The organism is Leclercia sp. LSNIH8 (assembly GCF_002920195.1).
GTDB lineage: Bacteria > Pseudomonadota > Gammaproteobacteria > Enterobacterales > Enterobacteriaceae > Enterobacter.
The window spans coordinates 274,729-291,811 of record NZ_PQJY01000005.1 but is presented as its reverse complement, the minus strand read 5'-3'; the positions used below and the strand labels follow the sequence as shown (position 1 = coordinate 291,811).

The following is a 17,083-nucleotide window of genomic DNA, read 5'->3' as shown; positions in this document are numbered from 1 at the left end:
GCCACGCGCCGCCGGGCAGCGTCATCAGAACATGGCTTTGCCATATTCCATGTCAGACGTACCAAAGTATTTCGCAATCGTCTGGCCGATATCCGCGAAAGTTTCGCGATGGCCCAGAGAGCCTGGTTTCACTTTTGGGCCGTACACCAGCACCGGAATGTGCTCGCGGGTGTGGTCGGTACCGGTCCAGGTTGGGTCGCAGCCGTGGTCGGCGGTCAGGATCAGAATGTCATCTTCACCCACCAGCTCCATCAGCTCCGGCAGACGGCGGTCGAACAGCTCCAGACCGGCAGCATAGCCAGCCACGTCGCGACGGTGGCCCCAGGAGGAGTCGAAGTCCACGAAGTTGGTAAAGACGATGGTGTTATCACCCGCCTCTTTCATCTCTTTGACGGTAGCGTCAAACAGCGCGTCCAGACCAGTGGCTTTCACTTTTTTGGTGATGCCGCAGTTAGCGTAGATATCGGCGATCTTACCGACAGAGACCACCTGGCCCCCTTTCTCATCAACCAGTTTCTGCAGTACGGTCGGCGCTGGCGGTTCAACGGCCAGGTCGTGACGGTTACCGGTACGCTGGAAGTTGCCAGGCTTGTCACCCACAAACGGACGCGCGATCACGCGGCCAATGTTGTAGCCGCCTTCGGTCAGCTCTTCTCGAGCGATTTCGCACAGCTCGTACAGGCGATCCAGACCAAAGGTCTCTTCGTGGCAGGCAATCTGGAACACGGAGTCAGCGGAGGTGTAGAAAATCGGCTTCCCGGTTTTCATGTGCTCTTCGCCGAGCTGATCCAGAATGACGGTACCGGAAGAGTGGCAGTTGCCGAGGTAACCCGGCAGGTTCGCACGCTCAACCAGTTTATCCAGCAGCTCCTGAGGGAAGCTGTTTTCGTGATCGGAGAAATAGCCCCAGTCAAACAGAACCGGCACACCGGCGATTTCCCAGTGACCTGACGGGGTGTCTTTCCCGGAAGAGAGCTCGTGCGCCCAGGCGTACGCGCCCACCACTTCCGCGTTAGCGTCCATACCGGCGGCAATTTTGCCGGTAGAACCTTCGTGGGCCTTAACCAGACCCAGACGGGTCAGGTTTGGCAGATTCAGCGGGCCCTGACGCCCGTTGTTCGCTTCGCCTTTTGCACAGGCTTCTGCGATGTGACCCATGGTGTCTGCACCTGTGTCACCAAAGCGACCAGCATCTTCTGTAGCGCCGATGCCGAAAGAGTCCAGCACCATAATAAATGCACGTTTCATATGTTCTCCGTACTCAGTGCTTATAAAAAAGCGATCAGATCAGTATACCGCTATTCGGTAATACGACGATAGACCGAAGGCGAGCTTTCTGGGGCATTATCTGCCAGGGTAATGGCCGCTTTCACCGCTTTCGCCGCCTCCTGCCAGCTGTTTTCATCTTTCGCGTGGATCACCGCCAGCGGACGTTGACCGTCAACGCTGTCACCCAGACGGGCCATATCGGTAAAGCCGACGCTGCAATCAATGCTGTCCGAGGCCTGACGACGACCGCCGCCCATCGAGACCACCGCCATACCCAGCGCACGGGTATCCATCGCCGAGACAAAGCCTTCGGTATCCGCGTAGACCGCTTTGCTGAGCATCGCAGTAGGCAGGTATTTGGCGTAGTTTTCCACGAAGTCGGTCGGGCCTTTCTGGGCGGCAACCATGCGGCCAAAGATCTCCGCCGCTTTGCCGTTGTCCAGCACCGCCTGCAACTTCGCGCGGGCTTCGGCGTCATCTTTCGCCAGGTTACCGGAGAGCAGCATCTCGACGCAGAGCGCCATGGTGACGTCAAACAGACGCGGGTTACGGTACTCACCGGTCAGGAACTGCACCGCTTCGCGGACTTCGACCGCGTTACCCGCGCTGGAGGCCAGCACCTGGTTCATATCGGTAAGCAGCGCGGTGGTGCGCACCCCTGCACCGTTAGCCACGCCAACAATCGCTTCGGCAAGCTGGGCAGAGAGTTCATAAGTCGGCATAAAGGCGCCGCTGCCCACTTTGACGTCCATCACCAGCGCATCCAGCCCTTCGGCCAGCTTCTTGGCGAGGATCGAGGCGGTGATTAGCGGGATGGAGTCGACGGTCGCGGTAATGTCACGCGTGGCGTAAAAACGCTTATCCGCCGGAGCAAGAGAGCTGGTCTGGCCGATAATCGCCACACCCACATCTTTAATAATGTCGCGGAAGCGGTTGTCATCCGGGAAGATATCGAAGCCCGGGATGGCTTCCAGTTTGTCGAGCGTGCCGCCGGTATGACCGAGGCCGCGCCCGGAAATCATAGGAATGTAGCCGCCGCAGGCAGCGACCATTGGCCCCAGCATCAGCGAGGTGACGTCACCCACGCCGCCGGTGGAGTGTTTATCCACGATTGGGCCATTGAGGTTAAGGCTCTTCCAGTCCAGAACGGTTCCTGAATCCCGCATCGCCATGGTCAGCGATACGCGCTCCGGCATCGCCATATCGTGGAAGAAAATGGTCATCGCCAGGGCGGCAATCTGCCCTTCAGAGATGGTATTGTCGCGAATGCCGTTGATAAAAAAGCGGATCTCTTCGTCGCTTAACGCATGACCATCACGTTTTTTACGAATAATTTCTTGTGCGAGAAACAAAATAACCCCCTGAGGAAGTGAGTCGAAGGCTAACCGTAGGCCGGGTAAGCGTAGCGCCACCCGGCGAAGCGGAATAACGCCGGAGGGCGGCTACGCCTTATCCGGCTTACAACGAGTAGTGCTATTAGTAGCTGCTTGCGCTCTTACCGTCGCCGTGACCCAGCGCTTTCAGCAAGCTCGCCAGCAGGCTGGATGCGCCAAAACGGTAGTGACGAGCATCGGCCCAGTCGGCACCGAACAGCTCATCGGCGATCGCCAGGAACTGCTGCGCATCTTCTGCGGTACGCACGCCGCCCGCCGGTTTGAAGCCCACGGTTTTTTCCACGCCCATATCGCGGATCACTTCCATCATGATGCGTGCGCTTTCCGGGGTGGCGTTGACCGGCACTTTACCGGTGGAGGTTTTAATAAAGTCTGCCCCGGCTTTGATGGAGATTTCAGACGCTTTGCGAATCAGCGCCTCTTCTTTCAGTTCGCCAGTTTCGATGATCACTTTCAGCAGTACGTTTGCCGCGGCGCAGGCTTCTTTACAGGCTTTCACCAGATCGAAACCGACCTGCTCGTTACCCGCGATCAGCGCGCGGTACGGGAAGACCACGTCCACTTCGTCAGCGCCGTAGGCAATGGCGGCGCGGGTTTCTGCCAGCGCGATCTCGATGTCGTCGTTGCCGTGCGGGAAGTTCGTCACGGTGGCGATACGCACCTCCGGCGTACCCTGCTCTTTCAGGGTTTTACGCGCGATGGGAATGAAACGTGGGTAGATACAGACAGCCGCGGTGGTGCCCACCGGGGTTTTCGCCTGATGACACAGCGCGATCACTTTTTCGTTGGTGTCGTCATCATTCAGGGTGGTCAGATCCATCAGTTTCAGTGCGCGCAGGCTGCTGGCGGTTAAATCGGTCATAACATTCTCCGGGCGTATAGCCGTAAAATTTCACCTTGCGGGTCTGTAAGTATTCTAACATTCACCCGCATTCTCACTTCGACATTCATCACAGTTAATGAAAAATGCATACAAATTTGCATTACTGTAATGCGATCAACTTCAAATAATTAAGCTGCAACTGCGGATTAAAGCGTCAGGCACCCGCGCAAGATCAAAGGCAGCCGGTGGGACTCTTTTTACACTCTTCCTCTGTCCATGCAGAACAATAAGGAAGCGACAATGTCCCTCTCCACACCCGCCGCCCTGCAACAACGTTGCCAGAAAATTGTGACAAGCCCGATGTTAAGCCCCGAACAAAAACGCCATTTTCTGGCGCTGGAGGCGGAAAACAACCTGCCTTATCCCGCGCTGGATAACGATGCGCGCCTGGCGCTGGCCGGGGGATTTATCTGCGATATGTTTGAAGGCCATGCGCCTTACAAACCGCGCTACGTGTTGCCCGACTATGCGCTGTTCCTGAAACAGGGTTCGGCGTGGCTGGAGCTGGAGGGCGCTCAGGATCTGGATGATGCGCTGTCGCTGCTGACCATCCTTTATCACCATGTTCCCTCCGTCACCGGCATGCCGGTCTTTCTCGGCCATCTCGATACGCTGTTGCAGCCGTATGTTAAAATTCTAACACAAGAAGAAATCGATATTCGAATAAAACGTTTCTGGCGCTACCTCGATCGCACCCTGCCGGATGCCTTCGTCCATGCCAATATCGGCCCGGCAGAGGGGCCTATCACGCGCGCCATCTTACGCGCCGATGCAGAGCTTAAGCAGGTTTCACCCAACCTCACCTTTATTTATGATCCTGACATCACACCGGATTCGCTGCTGCTGGAGGTGGCGAAGAACATCTGCGAATGCAGCAAGCCGCACATTGCCAACGGTCCGGTGAATGATAAAATTTTCACAAAAAAGGGCTACGGCGTGGTCAGCTGTTACAACTCGCTGCCGCTGGCGGGTGGAGGCAGCACCCTGGTGCGCCTCAATCTGAAAGCCATCGCCGAACAGAGCGAGACGGTGGAGGCGTTCTTTACCCGCACTCTGCCGCACTACTGCCAGCAGCAGATAGCCATTATCAATGCGCGCTGCGACTTCCTGTACCAACGTTCCGGCTTCTTTGAGAATAGCTTCCTGGTTAAAGAAGGGCTGATCGATCCCGACAACTTTGTGCCGATGTTCGGTATGTATGGCCTCGCTGAGGCGGTGAACGTGCTGTGTGAAAAGGCCGGGATCAGCGGGCGCTACGGCCAGGATGACCAGGCCAATGCGCTGGGATATCGCATCAGCGAACAGCTGGCGGCGTTCGTGGAAACGACCCCGGTTAAACATGGCTGGAAAAAACGCGCCATGCTGCATGCCCAGTCGGGGATCAGCTCTGACGTCGACACCACGCCGGGCGCGCGCCTGCCGTATGGGGACGAGCCCGATCCTATCAGCCACCTGCTGGCGGTGGCCCCGCATCACCGGCATTATCACGCCGGGATCAGCGACATCCTGACGCTGGATGAAACCGTAAAACGCAATCCGCAGGCGGTGGTGGAACTCTGTCTGGGTGCCTTCCGCGCCGGAATGCGTGAATTCACCGCCAACGTGTCGGGCAACGATCTGGTTCGCGTGACGGGCTATATGGTGCGGCTGTCCGATCTGGAAAAATATCGCGCCGAAGGTTCCCGCACCAACACCACCTGGCTGGGAGAAGAGGCCGCCCGCAACACCCGCATTCTGGAGCGCCAGCCGCGCGTGATAAGCCATGAACAACAGATGCGCTTTAGTCAGTAAGGTTATCCCGTTCTCCTGCGTTGACGGGCCCGGCAGCCGCCTGGCCCTGTTTCTGCAAGGGTGTAACCTGCGCTGCAAAACCTGCCACAACCCGTGGACAATAGGACGTTGCAACGACTGCGCCGCCTGTGTGCCGCACTGCCCGCATGAGGCGCTGAACGTTCAGGCCGGGCGCGTCTGGTGGGATGAGGCACATTGCCAGCAGTGCGACACCTGCCTGCAAATGTGCCCGCAGCAGGCGACGCCTATGGCGCAGCGCTATAGTGTGGAGGAGATGGTGGCGCAGATCCGCAAGGTCGCGCCGTTTATCTCCGGCATTACCGTTAGCGGCGGGGAAGCCACCACTCAACTGCCGTTTCTGGTGGCGCTGTTTTCGACGCTAAAAGCCGATCCGCAGCTACAGCATCTGACCTGCCTTGTGGACAGCAACGGCCTCCTAAGCGAAACCGGCTGGCAAAAACTGCTCCCGGTGTTTGATGGCGCGATGCTGGATCTCAAAGCCTGGGGTAATGAACACCACAGCTATCTGACCGGACGCGAAAACCCTCTCATCAAGCACAGCATCCGCTGGCTGGCGGCGCACAAAAGGCTGAGCGAGCTGCGCCTGCTGGTGATCCCGGATCGGTGTGATTACCTGACGCACCGTCGCGAACTGATCAAATTTATCCGCCAGTTGGGGAATGTTCCTGTCAGGATCAACGCCTTTCACGCGCATGGCTCCTATGGCGAAGCCCGGCACTGGCGCAGCGCAACGGCTGAGGATGTTGAGCCCCTGGCGCAGCTGCTGGAGCGCGAGCAGATCAGCGTGATCCGCCCGGCGCTTTATCTATAACGACAGGCCGAACAGCGCGCGGGTATTGTCCAGCAGCGCCTGGGCGATCTCCTCCGCGGGCTCCGGGCGCAGTTCACACAGGGTGGTAAAGACCCTTGCCGCCTGCTCCGGGCGGTTCGGCTGCCCCTGAAAACCGTTGAGCGGCATATCCGGGGCATCGGTTTCCAGCACCAGCGCGGAGAGGGGAAGCTGCGCCATTACCCCACGGGTTTTGTTGGCCCGGGGATAGGTAATGGTGCCGCCGACGCCAATGTTATAGCCCAACGCCACAAAGCGCTGCGCCTGCTGCAGGCTGCCGGCAAAGCCGTGTACCACCCCGGTACGCGGCAGATTGTGGCGCTTAAGGTGCATCGCCAGCTTGTCATGGGTGCGCCGGGAGTGGAGGATCACCGGCAGATCGTAGCGTTTCGCCAGCTTGAGCTGCGCATCGAGGATCGCCTCCTGCCGCTCGAAGTGAGGATCCTCGCGATAGAGATCGAGGCCGATCTCCCCCACCGCCACCAGCCTTTCCGGACGTGCCGCGAGCGCCGCCTCCAGCTTTTCCAGATCGGCATCCTGATGGTTTTCGATCACAATCGGATGAAGACCCAGCGCCATATAGAGCGCCGGGAAGCGCGCGCCGAGATCCAGCACGCGATCGATACTCGCCGCATCAATGGCTGGCACCACGATCGCCATAACGCCCGCCCCGGCGGCACGCTGGATGCTGGCGGGCTCATCGCCGGTGAAGGGTGAAAAATCAAAGTGGCAATGGGTATCAATAAAACGATAAGTCACGCCAGATCCTCATTATCAAACAGAGTGTCGTTCGCCTGCGGGGCATCGATCAGGGGTGTGGCAACAACATCATTGGCCACGCTTGCCGGGGGAACCACCACCGTAGCAGGGGCGATGATCCGCTGATGACGGCGAAGCGGTGGACGCTCGGCCAGCATTTTGCCCACCGTCGCCAGGAAATAGCGTCCGCATAGACGCCCGGTTTTGTAATCGTCCCGCAGGGCCGGTACGCGGCTGCCCAGCGCCATGCTGTTGAGCGGCTTTGGCGGATAGATTTCAAAGATCCTGAGTTTACCCGGTGGCTTTTCAATAAACTGCTGGATGGCGTGATAGCTCGCCTCATGGTGCGACACCAGATTGAGCATCGGTTGCAGACTGCTTTCACCCAGCCAGCGTTCCATTCGCTTAAACCACTGCGGCGTATAGTACATCTGCGAGGGCACGGTGCGTATCACCACAATGGTGTTCGCCCCGCGCCGGGCCGCTTCCTGCACCGGAACCGCATCGCTGACACCGCCATCGAGATAGCAGATCCCATCCAGCAGCGCCCCCGTCCGGTAGAAACCGGGGATGGCGCTGGTGGCGCGAAGAATATCGAGCCAGTTCTCTTTTTGCGGCGAAAAATAGCTCGCCGAGTAGTCATCTCCGCGGCAGGCGCACATCCAGAAGGCTTTGCCGGTATCGAACAGGCGCGAGGCGTTGTCCATCGCCAGCGGCATTTTGCTTGCGGTAGCATCCAGCAGCCAGTCGAGATCGATAAGATTTCCCCCGCGCACAAAGCGCAACGGATCGAAGAAGTCGCGGGAGGTGGTGTAACGCATGATCACTTTGCGGGCGTAACCCGGCTGGTTACAGACATACGCCGAGAGGTTTTGCGCCCCGGCGGAGGTACCAAAATAGAGATCAAACGGGTTAAATTGCGCACGCATAAACTCATCCAGCACGCCAGCCGTGAAGATCCCTCGTTGCCCCCCGCCTTCGCAAACCAACGCAATCTGGCCTGGCCGAAAGGGTTTCAGTGCTAACGGCGCAATATTGCCGAGCGTAACCGGAATTCGCTGCCCCACCTCTGCTTTCCTGTTTTTTATTTGTTATGTCACTACACAGTAGCCTACACCGGCGGGTTTCCCAAACAGGATGTATGCGAAAACGTCAGCCAAAGAAAAAGGCCCATGCTTAACATGGGCCTTTTCATCAACATACGGTTACCTGAGCTATGGACGACGACGTCCGGTGAACAGGCTTACCAGGAACAGGATAATACCGACGACGAAGACAATTTTCGCCGCGCCCGCCGCGGTACCCGCCAGTCCACCAAAACCCAGAGCGGCGGCAATTAACGCGATAACCAGAAAAATGATGCCCCAACGAAACATATGACTCTCCTTTACCATAGTTAATGTCGACCGCATGGTGAGCGCTCAGGTTGCTCACGGCGATATCTACATGTGTAATTCTTATCTCGCCTTCTGGCCTCAGCCAGAAAGACGAATTTTGGAGTTTTATTTCACTTTCAGATCGTTTTTAACGCTTTTCACACCATCAATGGCTTTAGCGATACTTTCAGCACGGTCGCTCTGTGCTTTAGACTCTACTTCACCGCTGAGCTGTACCACACCGTCGGTAGTTTCCACTTTCACATTACGTGAAGGGACGATGTCATCGGCAAGCAGTTTCGCTTTGATTTCGCTGGTAGTCGCAGCGTCACCGGCATAGCCTTTAGCAGACTGTTCCTTGCCATCACGAACATGCAGTTTATCGCTGACAGATTTTACGCCTTCAATGCCTTTCGCCACGGAGACCGCTTTTTCAGCCTGCGCCTGGCTTTCAACGAAGCCACTCAGCGTGACGACGTTTTTATCGGTTTCTACAGAGATATCGGTGCTTTTAATGTCATCAGCATCTACCAGTGCAGCTTTTACTTTTGCTGTGATAGAGCTGTCATCCATGAAGTTACCGACTTTATTCATAGAGTTATCGATTTTTTCCCCTGCGGTGTTCGCGGTGGATTGCGCTTTATCCGTTGCGGTGGTTTCTGCCATTGCAGAACCGCATACCAGAGCACTACCCATCATTACCGCCAGCAGAGTTTTCGAAATCTTCAGTTTTTTAGTATTCATCGATGTATTCCTGTGGTTTGCTCCGAATTCGAGCGTCAAACATCACGTGCAAGTAGTCTTTAGTACTACCAATCAACACTCGGGCGAGATGAGAATCTTATCAACACGCATTGAATGAAACTTTCATCTGCGCCCGGTGTTAAACACTGAGTTAAATATAGATCACTCTCACAGGTCCGCTTTCAGAATTGGGCAAAAAATGAGCAATAAGCAGCAAAAGTCGTTGAATTAAGAACATTCCGCAAGGGATTAATAAGGCAGGGATTTAAGCAGAGCACGGCGGCTGCCGTGCTCCGGGAAGGGATTAATGCTCGCGGGTTTTGCGGAACTGAATATCCGGATAACGTTCGTGCGCCAGGTTCAGGTTAACCATGGTTGGGGCAATATAGGTGAGGTTATCACCGCCATCGAGCGCCAGCTGAACCTCGTTCTTACGCTTGAACTCTTCGAATTTCTTCACGTCAGAACACTCTACCCAGCGCGCCGTCGCCACGTTGACCGATTCGTAAATCGCTTCAACGTTGTACTCGCTCTTCAGACGGGCAACCACCACGTCAAACTGCAGCACGCCCACGGCGCCGACAATCAGATCGTTATTGGCGATAGGACGGAATACCTGCACTGCCCCCTCTTCCGACAGCTGAACCAGCCCTTTCAGCAGCTGTTTCTGCTTCAGCGGATCTTTCAGGCGGATACGACGGAACAGCTCCGGTGCGAAGTTCGGAATACCGGTGAACTTCATCATCTCACCCTGAGTAAAGGTGTCGCCAATCTGGATGGTGCCGTGGTTATGCAGGCCAATGATGTCGCCCGGATACGCCTCTTCCACGTGGGAACGGTCACCGGCCATAAAGGTCAGCGCGTCGGAGATCACCACATCTTTACCGGTACGTACCTGGCGCAGCTTCATGCCTTTTTCATATTTACCGGATACCACACGCATAAACGCTACGCGGTCGCGGTGTTTCGGGTCCATGTTGGCCTGAATCTTAAAGACGAAGCCGGTGAACTTCTCTTCGCTGGCAACCACTTCACGGGAGTCGGTATTACGCGGCATCGGTTGCGGCGCCCATTCCACCAGACCGTCCAGCATATGGTCCACGCCAAAGTTACCCAGCGCGGTACCAAAGAAGACCGGCGTGATTTCACCGCTCAGGAACAGCTCTTTATCAAATTCGTGGGAAGCACCTTTAACCAACTCCAGTTCTTCACGCAGCTGTTCTGCCAGCTCTTCGCCGACAGCCGCGTCCAGATCCGGGTTATCCAGCCCTTTAACGACGCGCACTTCCTGAATGGTGTGACCTTTACCGCTCTGGTAGAGGTAGGTTTCATCTTTGTAGAGATGATAAACGCCTTTAAACAGCTTACCGCAGCCAATTGGCCAGGTGATTGGCGCACAGGCGATCTTCAGCTCACGCTCCACCTCATCCATCACCTCCATCGGATCGCGGATGTCACGGTCGAGTTTGTTCATGAAGGTGAGGATCGGCGTGTCGCGCAGACGGGTAACTTCCATCAGCTTACGGGTACGATCCTCAACGCCTTTTGCGGCATCGATCACCATCAGACAGCAGTCCACCGCCGTCAGGGTACGGTAAGTATCTTCGGAGAAGTCTTCGTGCCCCGGGGTATCGAGCAGGTTCACCAGGCAGTCGTGATACGGGAACTGCATTACGGAGGTGGTAATCGAGATCCCACGCTGCTTTTCCATCTCCATCCAGTCCGATTTTGCATGCTGGCTGGAGCCACGGCCTTTTACCGTACCGGCGGTCTGGATCGCCTGTCCGAACAGCAGCACCTTTTCGGTGATGGTGGTTTTACCGGCATCCGGGTGAGAGATAATGGCAAAAGTACGGCGTTTCGCCACCTCTTGCAGATAAGGAGACAACGTCATAATTCAATCTTCTTTAAAAAGCGCGGCAGCGAGCCGCGCATCATGAATACGAAAATGCGGCTATTTTACCCATCAATGGGGGGCAGGCAATCAATGTTTACACAGGAGTTGCTCCAGTTCGCTCAGGGAGGTCACGGTCCAGGTCGGAGTGATCCCCTCCGGCAGGGTGCGGTTGTGCGCGTTCAGCCAGCAGGTGGAGAGCCCGGCGTTCATCCCACCAAGGATATCCGACTCCGCCGTATCCCCCACCATCAGCACTTTCGCCCGATCAGGGTTTCCGGCCTGGGCCAGCGCATAATCAAAGATTTGCGGGGCCGGTTTCGCCACGCCCACCTGTTCTGAAATCACTAATAAATCAAAGTAGTCACGGAAACCGGTCCGCTCAAGGCGGATCTGCTGGAGCGCGGTAAAGCCGTTGGTAATGATCCCGAGCTTCGCCTTGCCTTTCAGGGAGGGGAGCAGCGACGCGGCGCCCGGCAGCGGGGCGCAGATTTCAGCCATTGCATTAAGGAAGGCGTCGTTCAGATCGCCTGGCGGAACGTTCAGGCGCTCCGACCACCCCTGAAAACGCTGGTGCTGCAGCTGTAACGCGGTGATCGCCCCGTTCTGGTAATCCACCCACAACGGTTTATTCACCATCTGGTAAGCCTGGAAATCTTCAGCAGTAAAGGTCACGCTGTAGTCGAGAAACATCCGCTGTAAGCCGCCGTACGAATCGAAGGTAAACAGCGTTTCATCGGCGTCAAAGAAAATCCAGTCCCAGTTCATTGTTACAACCTTTTTAGTTATCCAAGCGGCAGAGCCATGATGATGGCGTCTTCACGTCCTTCTGCGGTGGGGTAATAGTTACGGCGGATCGTCGCCTCGTTAAAGCCCAGGCTTTCATAGAGTGCGATGGCGGCGACGTTCGAGGCCCGTACTTCCAGCCACAGCGTGAACACGTCTCGTGCTTCCAGCTCGCGAATTAAATGTTCCAGCAGTTCTCTGCCCAGCCCACGGCGCTGGAAAGCAGGATCCACAGCGATGTTAAACAGCGTCGCTTCATCCAGAACGACCTGCGTGATGGCAAATGCCGCCAGCTGGTTATCGACATCCAGCCGATAGTTCAGGTAACGCTCACCCTGGTTGCTGGCAAAGGTTTTTTCACTCCACGGAAAGGCGTGGGCGCGTTTTTCGATCTCAAAAGCCTGCGCTAAATCAGTCGTCGTGAGGGAAGAAATTGTGTTCATGTTCGCAGATTTGTTGCCACAGCGCGCGACGTGCCGCCGGGTTTACGTTAAGTTCGTCCAGCGCCGGAGAGGCCATACTCGCCCCCTCCAGAGCAATCTCTTCTCTTACGCCAAGCTGCCAGCTGTTGCAGCGGCTGCCCTCGGGCAGCATGGCCACGCGATCAGGCGTCAGCTGCAGCACCTGATCAGCACTCAGCCTCAGCGCCCGAAGTACGTCGGCGATCACCGGCTCACTGAGGGCGGGCAGGCTCTGCGCCACCATCACCAGACGAATATGCGCCGGGAGCGAGATAGCGATTTCGCCCTGCAAGGCCGCCGGGCGGCGCAGCGCCCACTGGGTGATGCCCAGTTGCTGTAGTTGCCTGTCTCGTCGGGATGCCATTGCGAAAACTCCTGTCTGTCAGGCGCGCAAATATAGCAAATGTGTCGAATCTGCGCCATCTACCTACTATAATCCCCCCCTGTGTTTATTGAGGAACAATTCATGTCTGCATTTACCCCGGCAAGTGAAGTCTTGCTGCGTCACAGTGATGATTTCGAACAAAGCCGTATTCTGTTTGCCGGAGATATGCAGGATGACCTGCCTGCCCGTTTCGAGTGCGCCGACAGCCGTGCGCACACCCAGCAGTATCACCACTGGCAGGTCCTGAGCCGTCAGATGGGTGAGCGCGTCCGTTTCAGCCTGGTGGCTGAGCAGAGCGACGTGGCCGACTGCGATACGCTGATCTACTACTGGCCGAAGAACAAACCCGAAGCCCAGTTCCAGCTGATGAACCTGCTCTCCCTCCTGCCGGTGGGTTGCGATATCTTCGTGATCGGTGAAAACCGCAGCGGCGTGCGCAGCGCCGAGCAGATGCTGGCGGAGTACGTCACGCTGAACAAAGTCGACAGCGCCCGTCGCTGCGGCCTGTACCATGGCCGTCTGGACAAAAAACCGACCTTCGACGCGGAAAAATACTGGGGTGAATATCAGCTGGATGGCCTGACCATCAAAACCCTTCCGGGCGTCTTCAGCCGCGACGGTCTGGACGTGGGCAGCCAGCTGCTGCTCTCCACCTTTACGCCGCACACCAAAGGTAAAGTGCTGGATGTCGGCTGTGGCGCAGGCGTGCTCTCCGCGGTCCTCGCAAGCCACTCGCCGAAAGTGCGTTTAACCCTCACCGATGTGGGCGCATCCGCCATCGAAGCCAGCCGCGCGACCCTTGCGGCCAACGGCATCGAGGGCGAGGTGTTCGCCTCTAACGTGCTTTCCGATGTTACCGGCCGTTTCGATATGATTATCTCCAACCCGCCATTCCATGACGGTGTGGAAACCAGCCTCGAAGCCGCGCAGACCTTGATTCGTACCGCGGTACGCCATCTGAACAGCGGCGGTGAGCTGCGAATCGTGGCGAACGCCTTCCTGCCGTACCCGAAAGTGCTGGATGAAGTCTTCGGCTTTCACGAAGTACTGGCGCAAACTGGCCGCTTTAAGATCTACCGCGCCATCATGACCCGCCAGGCGAAGAAGTAACGTCTCCCGCTGGCCTGAGCCGCCCGTTCAGGCCATTTTTGCAGCAAATAATAGCTCCCGCACAATTATCTGTTGACGAAAAGCTGAAAACATCTAGAATGCGCCTCCGTGGTTACGATACTTTTACTGTATCGATGGTCTGCGAAGGTGGCGGAATTGGTAGACGCGCTAGCTTCAGGTGTTAGTGTCCTTACGGATGTGGGGGTTCGAGTCCCCCCCCTCGCACCAATAACCATGATTGATATTGCTCGCACTGGGCGAAGGTGGCGGAATTGGTAGACGCGCTAGCTTCAGGTGTTAGTGTCCTTACGGATGTGGGGGTTCGAGTCCCCCCCCTCGCACCAACGAGGCGATATCAAAAAATAAGATGACTGTGCGAAGGTGGCGGAATTGGTAGACGCGCTAGCTTCAGGTGTTAGTGTCCTTAGGATGTGGGGGTTCGAGTCCCCCCCCTCGCACCAATTATCTTATCTCTCCTGCTTTTCTCTCTTCTTTTCCCGTTAGTTCAGATTCATTACCAGCACCCACATTCCCGCAATCAGCGCAACACATGATGGCAGCAGCACGAAATGCCGCAGTTGTTTATGCCAGATCATGGCGGATGAAATCAGCAAGCCCGACGCGATAATCACTTTCCAGACCGCTAACGACAGATCGGTACACGCCAGCCCGGCCATGACCATCCCCGGCAGTATCACGCCCCATCCACTTCCCAACGCTCTGCTCAACATGATTCGTCTCTCAAATCGATAATGATAACCAATATCATATGATAGATTTTCTCATTTGTCAGCGTTAAGGCCGGATGTGTAAAAAGCCTTGCGCACGGTTTTATCTATAGTTAGGATTGGCAATCATTATCATTTAGATTTTTATCCAGCTAACTTATGGCCACACGTTCCGCACACGCTGTTGAGAATATTATCTGGCAAACGCCGCTGTCGGCCGGGCCTTCAGGGCTTGCGGACGCGATGCGTGACGCTATCGGTCAGACGCGTGCCTATCTGCTGGATGTCATCAAGCTGGATGAACCCCATCCTCATCACGCCATGACGCTGGCGCAGTGGCAGCGTCCTGCCGAACTGCAGTCATTACTGGCGACCTACTCCGATCATATCTACCGCAACCAGCCCACGATGGCGCGGGAAAACAAGCCGCTGCTGTCGCTGTGGGCACAGTGGTATATCGGGCTGATGGTCCCACCGATGATGCTGGCCCTGCTGACCCAGGATGTGGCGCTGGATATTTCCCCGGAACATTTCCACGTTGAATTTCACGAAACCGGACGCGCAGCCTGCTTCTGGATCGACGTTCAGGAAGACAGCAAGGCAACCTCGCTGTCGCCCCAGCAGCGTATGGAAATGCTGGTGACGCGCGCCCTGGTCCCGGTGGTTGACGTGCTGGAAGCGACGGGTGAGATCAACGGCAAACTTATCTGGAGCAATACCGGCTATTTAATTCACTGGTATCTGACCGAAATGAAACCCCTGTTGGGGGATGAGAAAGTGGACGCGCTGCGTCAGGCGATTTTCTTTGCCCGCCAGCTCTCCGATGGGCGTGACAACCCGCTTTACCGCACCGTTGTTCCACGCGACGGCCTGCTGGTGCGTCGTACCTGCTGTCAGCGCTATCGCCTGCCGGACGTTCAGCAGTGCGGCGATTGCACGCTGAAGTAGTTTGTCAGGTCCAATAGATGAAAACGGCAACCCGAGGGTTGCCGTTTTGCTTTTATTACGCGACCTGCTGACTTTCTTCTTCTGCACGCTGGGCCTCTTCGGCCTCCTGCGCCAGCAGCTGCTTCTCGTAGACCTTAAAGAACGGGTAGTAGATGATGGCGGAAACCATCGCTAACAGCAGGACCAGGATCGCCGCACGGAAATCCCAGCCCAGCGCCCAGGCAGCCCCCACCGGCGCAGGAGCGGTCCAAGGAACCACCGAAATCACGCGACCAATCAGATCCAGCTTCATCGCCGCCCACGCCAGCACCGCGTTGACCATTGGCGCCAGCAGGAACGGGATAAAGAACACCGGGTTCATCACGATAGGCGTCCCGAAGATGACCGGTTCGTTGATGTTGAAAATACTCGGCACCACGCTCAGACGTCCAATAGAACGCAGGTGCGCCGAACGGCTACGCAGATAGCAGAACACCAGCCCCATCGTCGCCCCGGAGCCGCCAATCACAATGAAAAAGGTCCAGAACGCCTCCATAAAGATGTGCGGCAGCGGCGCGCTTTGCGCCAGCGCGGTCTGGTTCATCCCCAGGTTGGTGAGCCAGAACATCTGCAACATCCCGGAGACAATCGCCGCCCCGTGGATACCTGCAAACCACAGCAAATGACCAATCAGCACCGCCAACAGGATCGCCGGCAGCGAGTCCGCCGCTGCCACCAGCGGCTTAAAGATGGCCATGATCGCCTGCGGGATCAGCATGCCAAACTGCGACTGAATAAGCAGGCTCAGCGGATAGAGGGTGAGCACCACCACCAGCACCGGGATCAGCAGATCGAAGGAGTTCTTGATCATCGGCGGCACCTGGTCGGGCAGGCGAATACCAATGTTGTGTGCCTTCAGAAAACGCATCATCTCCACACAGTAGATTGCCACCAGAATGGCGGTGAAGATCCCCGTCCCACCGAGGCTATCCACCGGCAATGCGCCTTTAGTTTTTGGCGCGGCGATCAGCAGGAAGGCCATCAGCGACAGCATGGCGCACATGAAGGGGTCGAGCTGATGCGACTTAACGTAGTGCTTGCCGAGGTTGTAGGCGATAGCGGCACAGATATAGAGGGACATCACGCCCATCGTCATATCGAAGGGGGTGAGGATCTGGCCTTCAAACTGTTTTGCCATATCCAGCCAGGCGCGGGCAAAGCCCCATGTGGTGTCCGGCGAAAACGGCGGGTAAGCAAACACTAATAAGAACGAGCCAACAATCATAAACGGCATCGCGGAGATAAAGCCGTCGCGGATCGCCATCACGTGACGCTGGGAGGAGATGCGTCCGGCAATGGGGCTGACATAGTTTTCAACAAATCGGAATATCAGGTTAAACGCAGCATGGTTGGCAGACATAACGGCTCTCCTGTCAGACGATCGTTTCGGGCGCTGTGACGCCGCACGGTGTTCCATATACCACTTTCACCACCTTGCTGGTTCGCTTACCAGCGGTACTGCTCAAACGGATAGGTTTCATAATCGACTCTTATTATTGGATACAGGGGAAGTGACGTAATCAGTATTAATCTCCATATCATGGTCTGCAACCGGTTACTGTAACCGGTTTCCGTGATTGTGAAGAGGATCCAGAAATCGCTGATATAAGAAGTGTGTGACCTGGTAAATATTTACAGAGCATAATTTCTTATGACCGACTACACA

General features: G+C 56.4%; 17 protein-coding genes and 3 tRNA genes. 7 read left to right on the top strand and 13 right to left on the bottom strand.

From position 1 onward, the window contains the following. Positions 1–24: 24 nt before the first annotated feature. The 3 genes from deoB to deoC all read right to left on the bottom strand — a co-directional run bounded on the left by deoB (position 25) and on the right by deoC (position 3,525). On the bottom strand, positions 25–1,248 hold the full coding sequence (gene deoB, locus C3406_RS16100) for a phosphopentomutase (protein ID WP_103823178.1): 1,224 nt from the start codon (positions 1,246–1,248) through the stop codon (positions 25–27). Positions 1,249–1,298: 50 nt separating this feature from the next. Then, positions 1,299–2,621, bottom strand: a complete 1,323-nt coding sequence (gene deoA / locus C3406_RS16095; protein ID WP_103823177.1) for a thymidine phosphorylase — start codon at positions 2,619–2,621, stop codon at positions 1,299–1,301. A gap of 124 nt (positions 2,622–2,745) precedes the next feature. After that, entirely contained in the window at positions 2,746–3,525 is a 780-nt protein-coding gene (gene deoC / locus C3406_RS16090) for a deoxyribose-phosphate aldolase (protein ID WP_168192000.1), read from the bottom strand. Between the two features lie 261 nt (positions 3,526–3,786). On the opposite strand from deoC, the gene C3406_RS16085 reads away from it, so the two are divergent. Beyond that, positions 3,787–5,337 (top strand): YjjI family glycine radical enzyme, encoded by a 1,551-nt coding sequence (locus tag C3406_RS16085; RefSeq protein WP_103823176.1) that lies wholly within the window; start codon positions 3,787–3,789, stop codon positions 5,335–5,337. After that, positions 5,309–6,169, top strand: a complete 861-nt coding sequence (locus C3406_RS16080) for a YjjW family glycine radical enzyme activase (RefSeq protein ID WP_103823175.1) — start codon at positions 5,309–5,311, stop codon at positions 6,167–6,169. Before C3406_RS16085 ends, C3406_RS16080 begins: the two co-directional genes overlap by 29 nt. On the opposite strand, the gene C3406_RS16075 is transcribed toward C3406_RS16080, so the two are convergent. The 8 genes from C3406_RS16075 to C3406_RS16040 all read right to left on the bottom strand — a co-directional run bounded on the left by C3406_RS16075 (position 6,164) and on the right by C3406_RS16040 (position 12,571). Beyond that, positions 6,164–6,946: a TatD family hydrolase gene (locus C3406_RS16075; RefSeq protein WP_103823174.1), complete on the bottom strand. Its 783-nt coding sequence runs from the start codon at positions 6,944–6,946 to the stop codon at positions 6,164–6,166. The two genes, C3406_RS16080 and C3406_RS16075, sit on opposite strands and share 6 nt — an antisense overlap. After that, on the bottom strand, positions 6,943–8,013 hold the full coding sequence (locus tag C3406_RS16070; RefSeq protein WP_103823173.1) for a patatin-like phospholipase family protein: 1,071 nt from the start codon (positions 8,011–8,013) through the stop codon (positions 6,943–6,945). Before C3406_RS16070 ends, C3406_RS16075 begins: the two co-directional genes overlap by 4 nt. Before the next feature lie 147 nt (positions 8,014–8,160). Continuing rightward, on the bottom strand, positions 8,161–8,322 hold the full coding sequence (locus C3406_RS16065; RefSeq protein ID WP_002887716.1) for a DUF1328 domain-containing protein: 162 nt from the start codon (positions 8,320–8,322) through the stop codon (positions 8,161–8,163). Between the two features lie 126 nt (positions 8,323–8,448). Further along, positions 8,449–9,066: a molecular chaperone OsmY gene (osmY, locus tag C3406_RS16060; protein WP_103178169.1), complete on the bottom strand. Its 618-nt coding sequence runs from the start codon at positions 9,064–9,066 to the stop codon at positions 8,449–8,451. A gap of 304 nt (positions 9,067–9,370) precedes the next feature. After that, the gene (gene prfC, locus C3406_RS16055; protein WP_103178168.1) at positions 9,371–10,960 is read right to left on the bottom strand and encodes a peptide chain release factor 3; all 1,590 of its coding nucleotides are present in this window, start codon (positions 10,958–10,960) and stop codon (positions 9,371–9,373) included. Positions 10,961–11,050: 90 nt separating this feature from the next. Then, positions 11,051–11,728 carry a pyrimidine 5'-nucleotidase gene (gene yjjG / locus C3406_RS16050; RefSeq protein ID WP_103823172.1) on the bottom strand — a complete coding sequence of 226 codons (678 nt, stop codon included), beginning with the start codon at positions 11,726–11,728 and terminating at the stop codon, positions 11,051–11,053. A gap of 17 nt (positions 11,729–11,745) precedes the next feature. Continuing rightward, the gene (gene rimI / locus C3406_RS16045) at positions 11,746–12,189 is read right to left on the bottom strand and encodes a ribosomal protein S18-alanine N-acetyltransferase (RefSeq protein WP_103178166.1); all 444 of its coding nucleotides are present in this window, start codon (positions 12,187–12,189) and stop codon (positions 11,746–11,748) included. Beyond that, positions 12,158–12,571 carry a DNA polymerase III subunit psi gene (locus tag C3406_RS16040; RefSeq protein ID WP_103823171.1) on the bottom strand — a complete coding sequence of 138 codons (414 nt, stop codon included), beginning with the start codon at positions 12,569–12,571 and terminating at the stop codon, positions 12,158–12,160. Before C3406_RS16040 ends, rimI begins: the two co-directional genes overlap by 32 nt. Before the next feature lie 102 nt (positions 12,572–12,673). Here C3406_RS16040 and rsmC point away from each other — a divergent pair, with 102 nt between their 5' ends. The 4 genes from rsmC to C3406_RS16020 all read left to right on the top strand — a co-directional run bounded on the left by rsmC (position 12,674) and on the right by C3406_RS16020 (position 14,163). Further along, complete coding sequence (rsmC, locus tag C3406_RS16035; protein WP_103823170.1) at positions 12,674–13,702, top strand: 16S rRNA (guanine(1207)-N(2))-methyltransferase RsmC; 1,029 nt, start codon at positions 12,674–12,676, stop codon at positions 13,700–13,702. Positions 13,703–13,843: 141 nt separating this feature from the next. Beyond that, positions 13,844–13,930 (top strand) — tRNA-Leu (locus tag C3406_RS16030). A gap of 29 nt (positions 13,931–13,959) precedes the next feature. After that, positions 13,960–14,046: transfer RNA gene (locus C3406_RS16025), tRNA-Leu, on the top strand. 31 nt (positions 14,047–14,077) lie between these two features. After that, positions 14,078–14,163: transfer RNA gene (locus tag C3406_RS16020), tRNA-Leu, on the top strand. A 39-nt stretch (positions 14,164–14,202) separates the two neighbouring features. On the opposite strand, the gene C3406_RS16015 is transcribed toward C3406_RS16020, so the two are convergent. Beyond that, positions 14,203–14,433: a DUF1435 domain-containing protein gene (locus tag C3406_RS16015; RefSeq protein WP_103178163.1), complete on the bottom strand. Its 231-nt coding sequence runs from the start codon at positions 14,431–14,433 to the stop codon at positions 14,203–14,205. 156 nt (positions 14,434–14,589) lie between these two features. Between C3406_RS16015 and fhuF the strand changes: the two genes are divergently transcribed. Continuing rightward, positions 14,590–15,378: a siderophore-iron reductase FhuF gene (gene fhuF, locus C3406_RS16010; protein WP_103823169.1), complete on the top strand. Its 789-nt coding sequence runs from the start codon at positions 14,590–14,592 to the stop codon at positions 15,376–15,378. 55 nt (positions 15,379–15,433) lie between these two features. On the opposite strand, the gene C3406_RS16005 is transcribed toward fhuF, so the two are convergent. Then, positions 15,434–16,777 (bottom strand): PTS sugar transporter subunit IIC, encoded by a 1,344-nt coding sequence (locus tag C3406_RS16005; protein WP_103823168.1) that lies wholly within the window; start codon positions 16,775–16,777, stop codon positions 15,434–15,436. Positions 16,778–17,083 lie beyond the last annotated feature (306 nt).

What these genes read in the sequence shown, in the direction of transcription:
- deoB (WP_103823178.1), bottom strand. Translation starts at nt 1,248, where the DNA reads ATGAAACGTGCATTTATTATGGTGCTGGACTCTTTCGGCATCGGCGCT.
- deoC (WP_168192000.1), bottom strand. Translation starts at nt 3,525, where the DNA reads ATGACCGATTTAACCGCCAGCAGCCTGCGCGCACTGAAACTGATGGAT.
- C3406_RS16085 (WP_103823176.1), top strand. Translation starts at nt 3,787, where the DNA reads ATGTCCCTCTCCACACCCGCCGCCCTGCAACAACGTTGCCAGAAAATT.
- C3406_RS16080 (WP_103823175.1), top strand. Translation starts at nt 5,309, where the DNA reads ATGAACAACAGATGCGCTTTAGTCAGTAAGGTTATCCCGTTCTCCTGC.
- C3406_RS16065 (WP_002887716.1), bottom strand. Translation starts at nt 8,322, where the DNA reads ATGTTTCGTTGGGGCATCATTTTTCTGGTTATCGCGTTAATTGCCGCC.
- osmY (WP_103178169.1), bottom strand. Translation starts at nt 9,066, where the DNA reads ATGAATACTAAAAAACTGAAGATTTCGAAAACTCTGCTGGCGGTAATG.
- prfC (WP_103178168.1), bottom strand. Translation starts at nt 10,960, where the DNA reads ATGACGTTGTCTCCTTATCTGCAAGAGGTGGCGAAACGCCGTACTTTT.
- yjjG (WP_103823172.1), bottom strand. Translation starts at nt 11,728, where the DNA reads ATGAACTGGGACTGGATTTTCTTTGACGCCGATGAAACGCTGTTTACC.
- rimI (WP_103178166.1), bottom strand. Translation starts at nt 12,189, where the DNA reads ATGAACACAATTTCTTCCCTCACGACGACTGATTTAGCGCAGGCTTTT.
- C3406_RS16040 (WP_103823171.1), bottom strand. Translation starts at nt 12,571, where the DNA reads ATGGCATCCCGACGAGACAGGCAACTACAGCAACTGGGCATCACCCAG.
- rsmC (WP_103823170.1), top strand. Translation starts at nt 12,674, where the DNA reads ATGTCTGCATTTACCCCGGCAAGTGAAGTCTTGCTGCGTCACAGTGAT.
- C3406_RS16015 (WP_103178163.1), bottom strand. Translation starts at nt 14,433, where the DNA reads ATGTTGAGCAGAGCGTTGGGAAGTGGATGGGGCGTGATACTGCCGGGG.
- fhuF (WP_103823169.1), top strand. Translation starts at nt 14,590, where the DNA reads ATGGCCACACGTTCCGCACACGCTGTTGAGAATATTATCTGGCAAACG.
- C3406_RS16005 (WP_103823168.1), bottom strand. Translation starts at nt 16,777, where the DNA reads ATGTCTGCCAACCATGCTGCGTTTAACCTGATATTCCGATTTGTTGAA.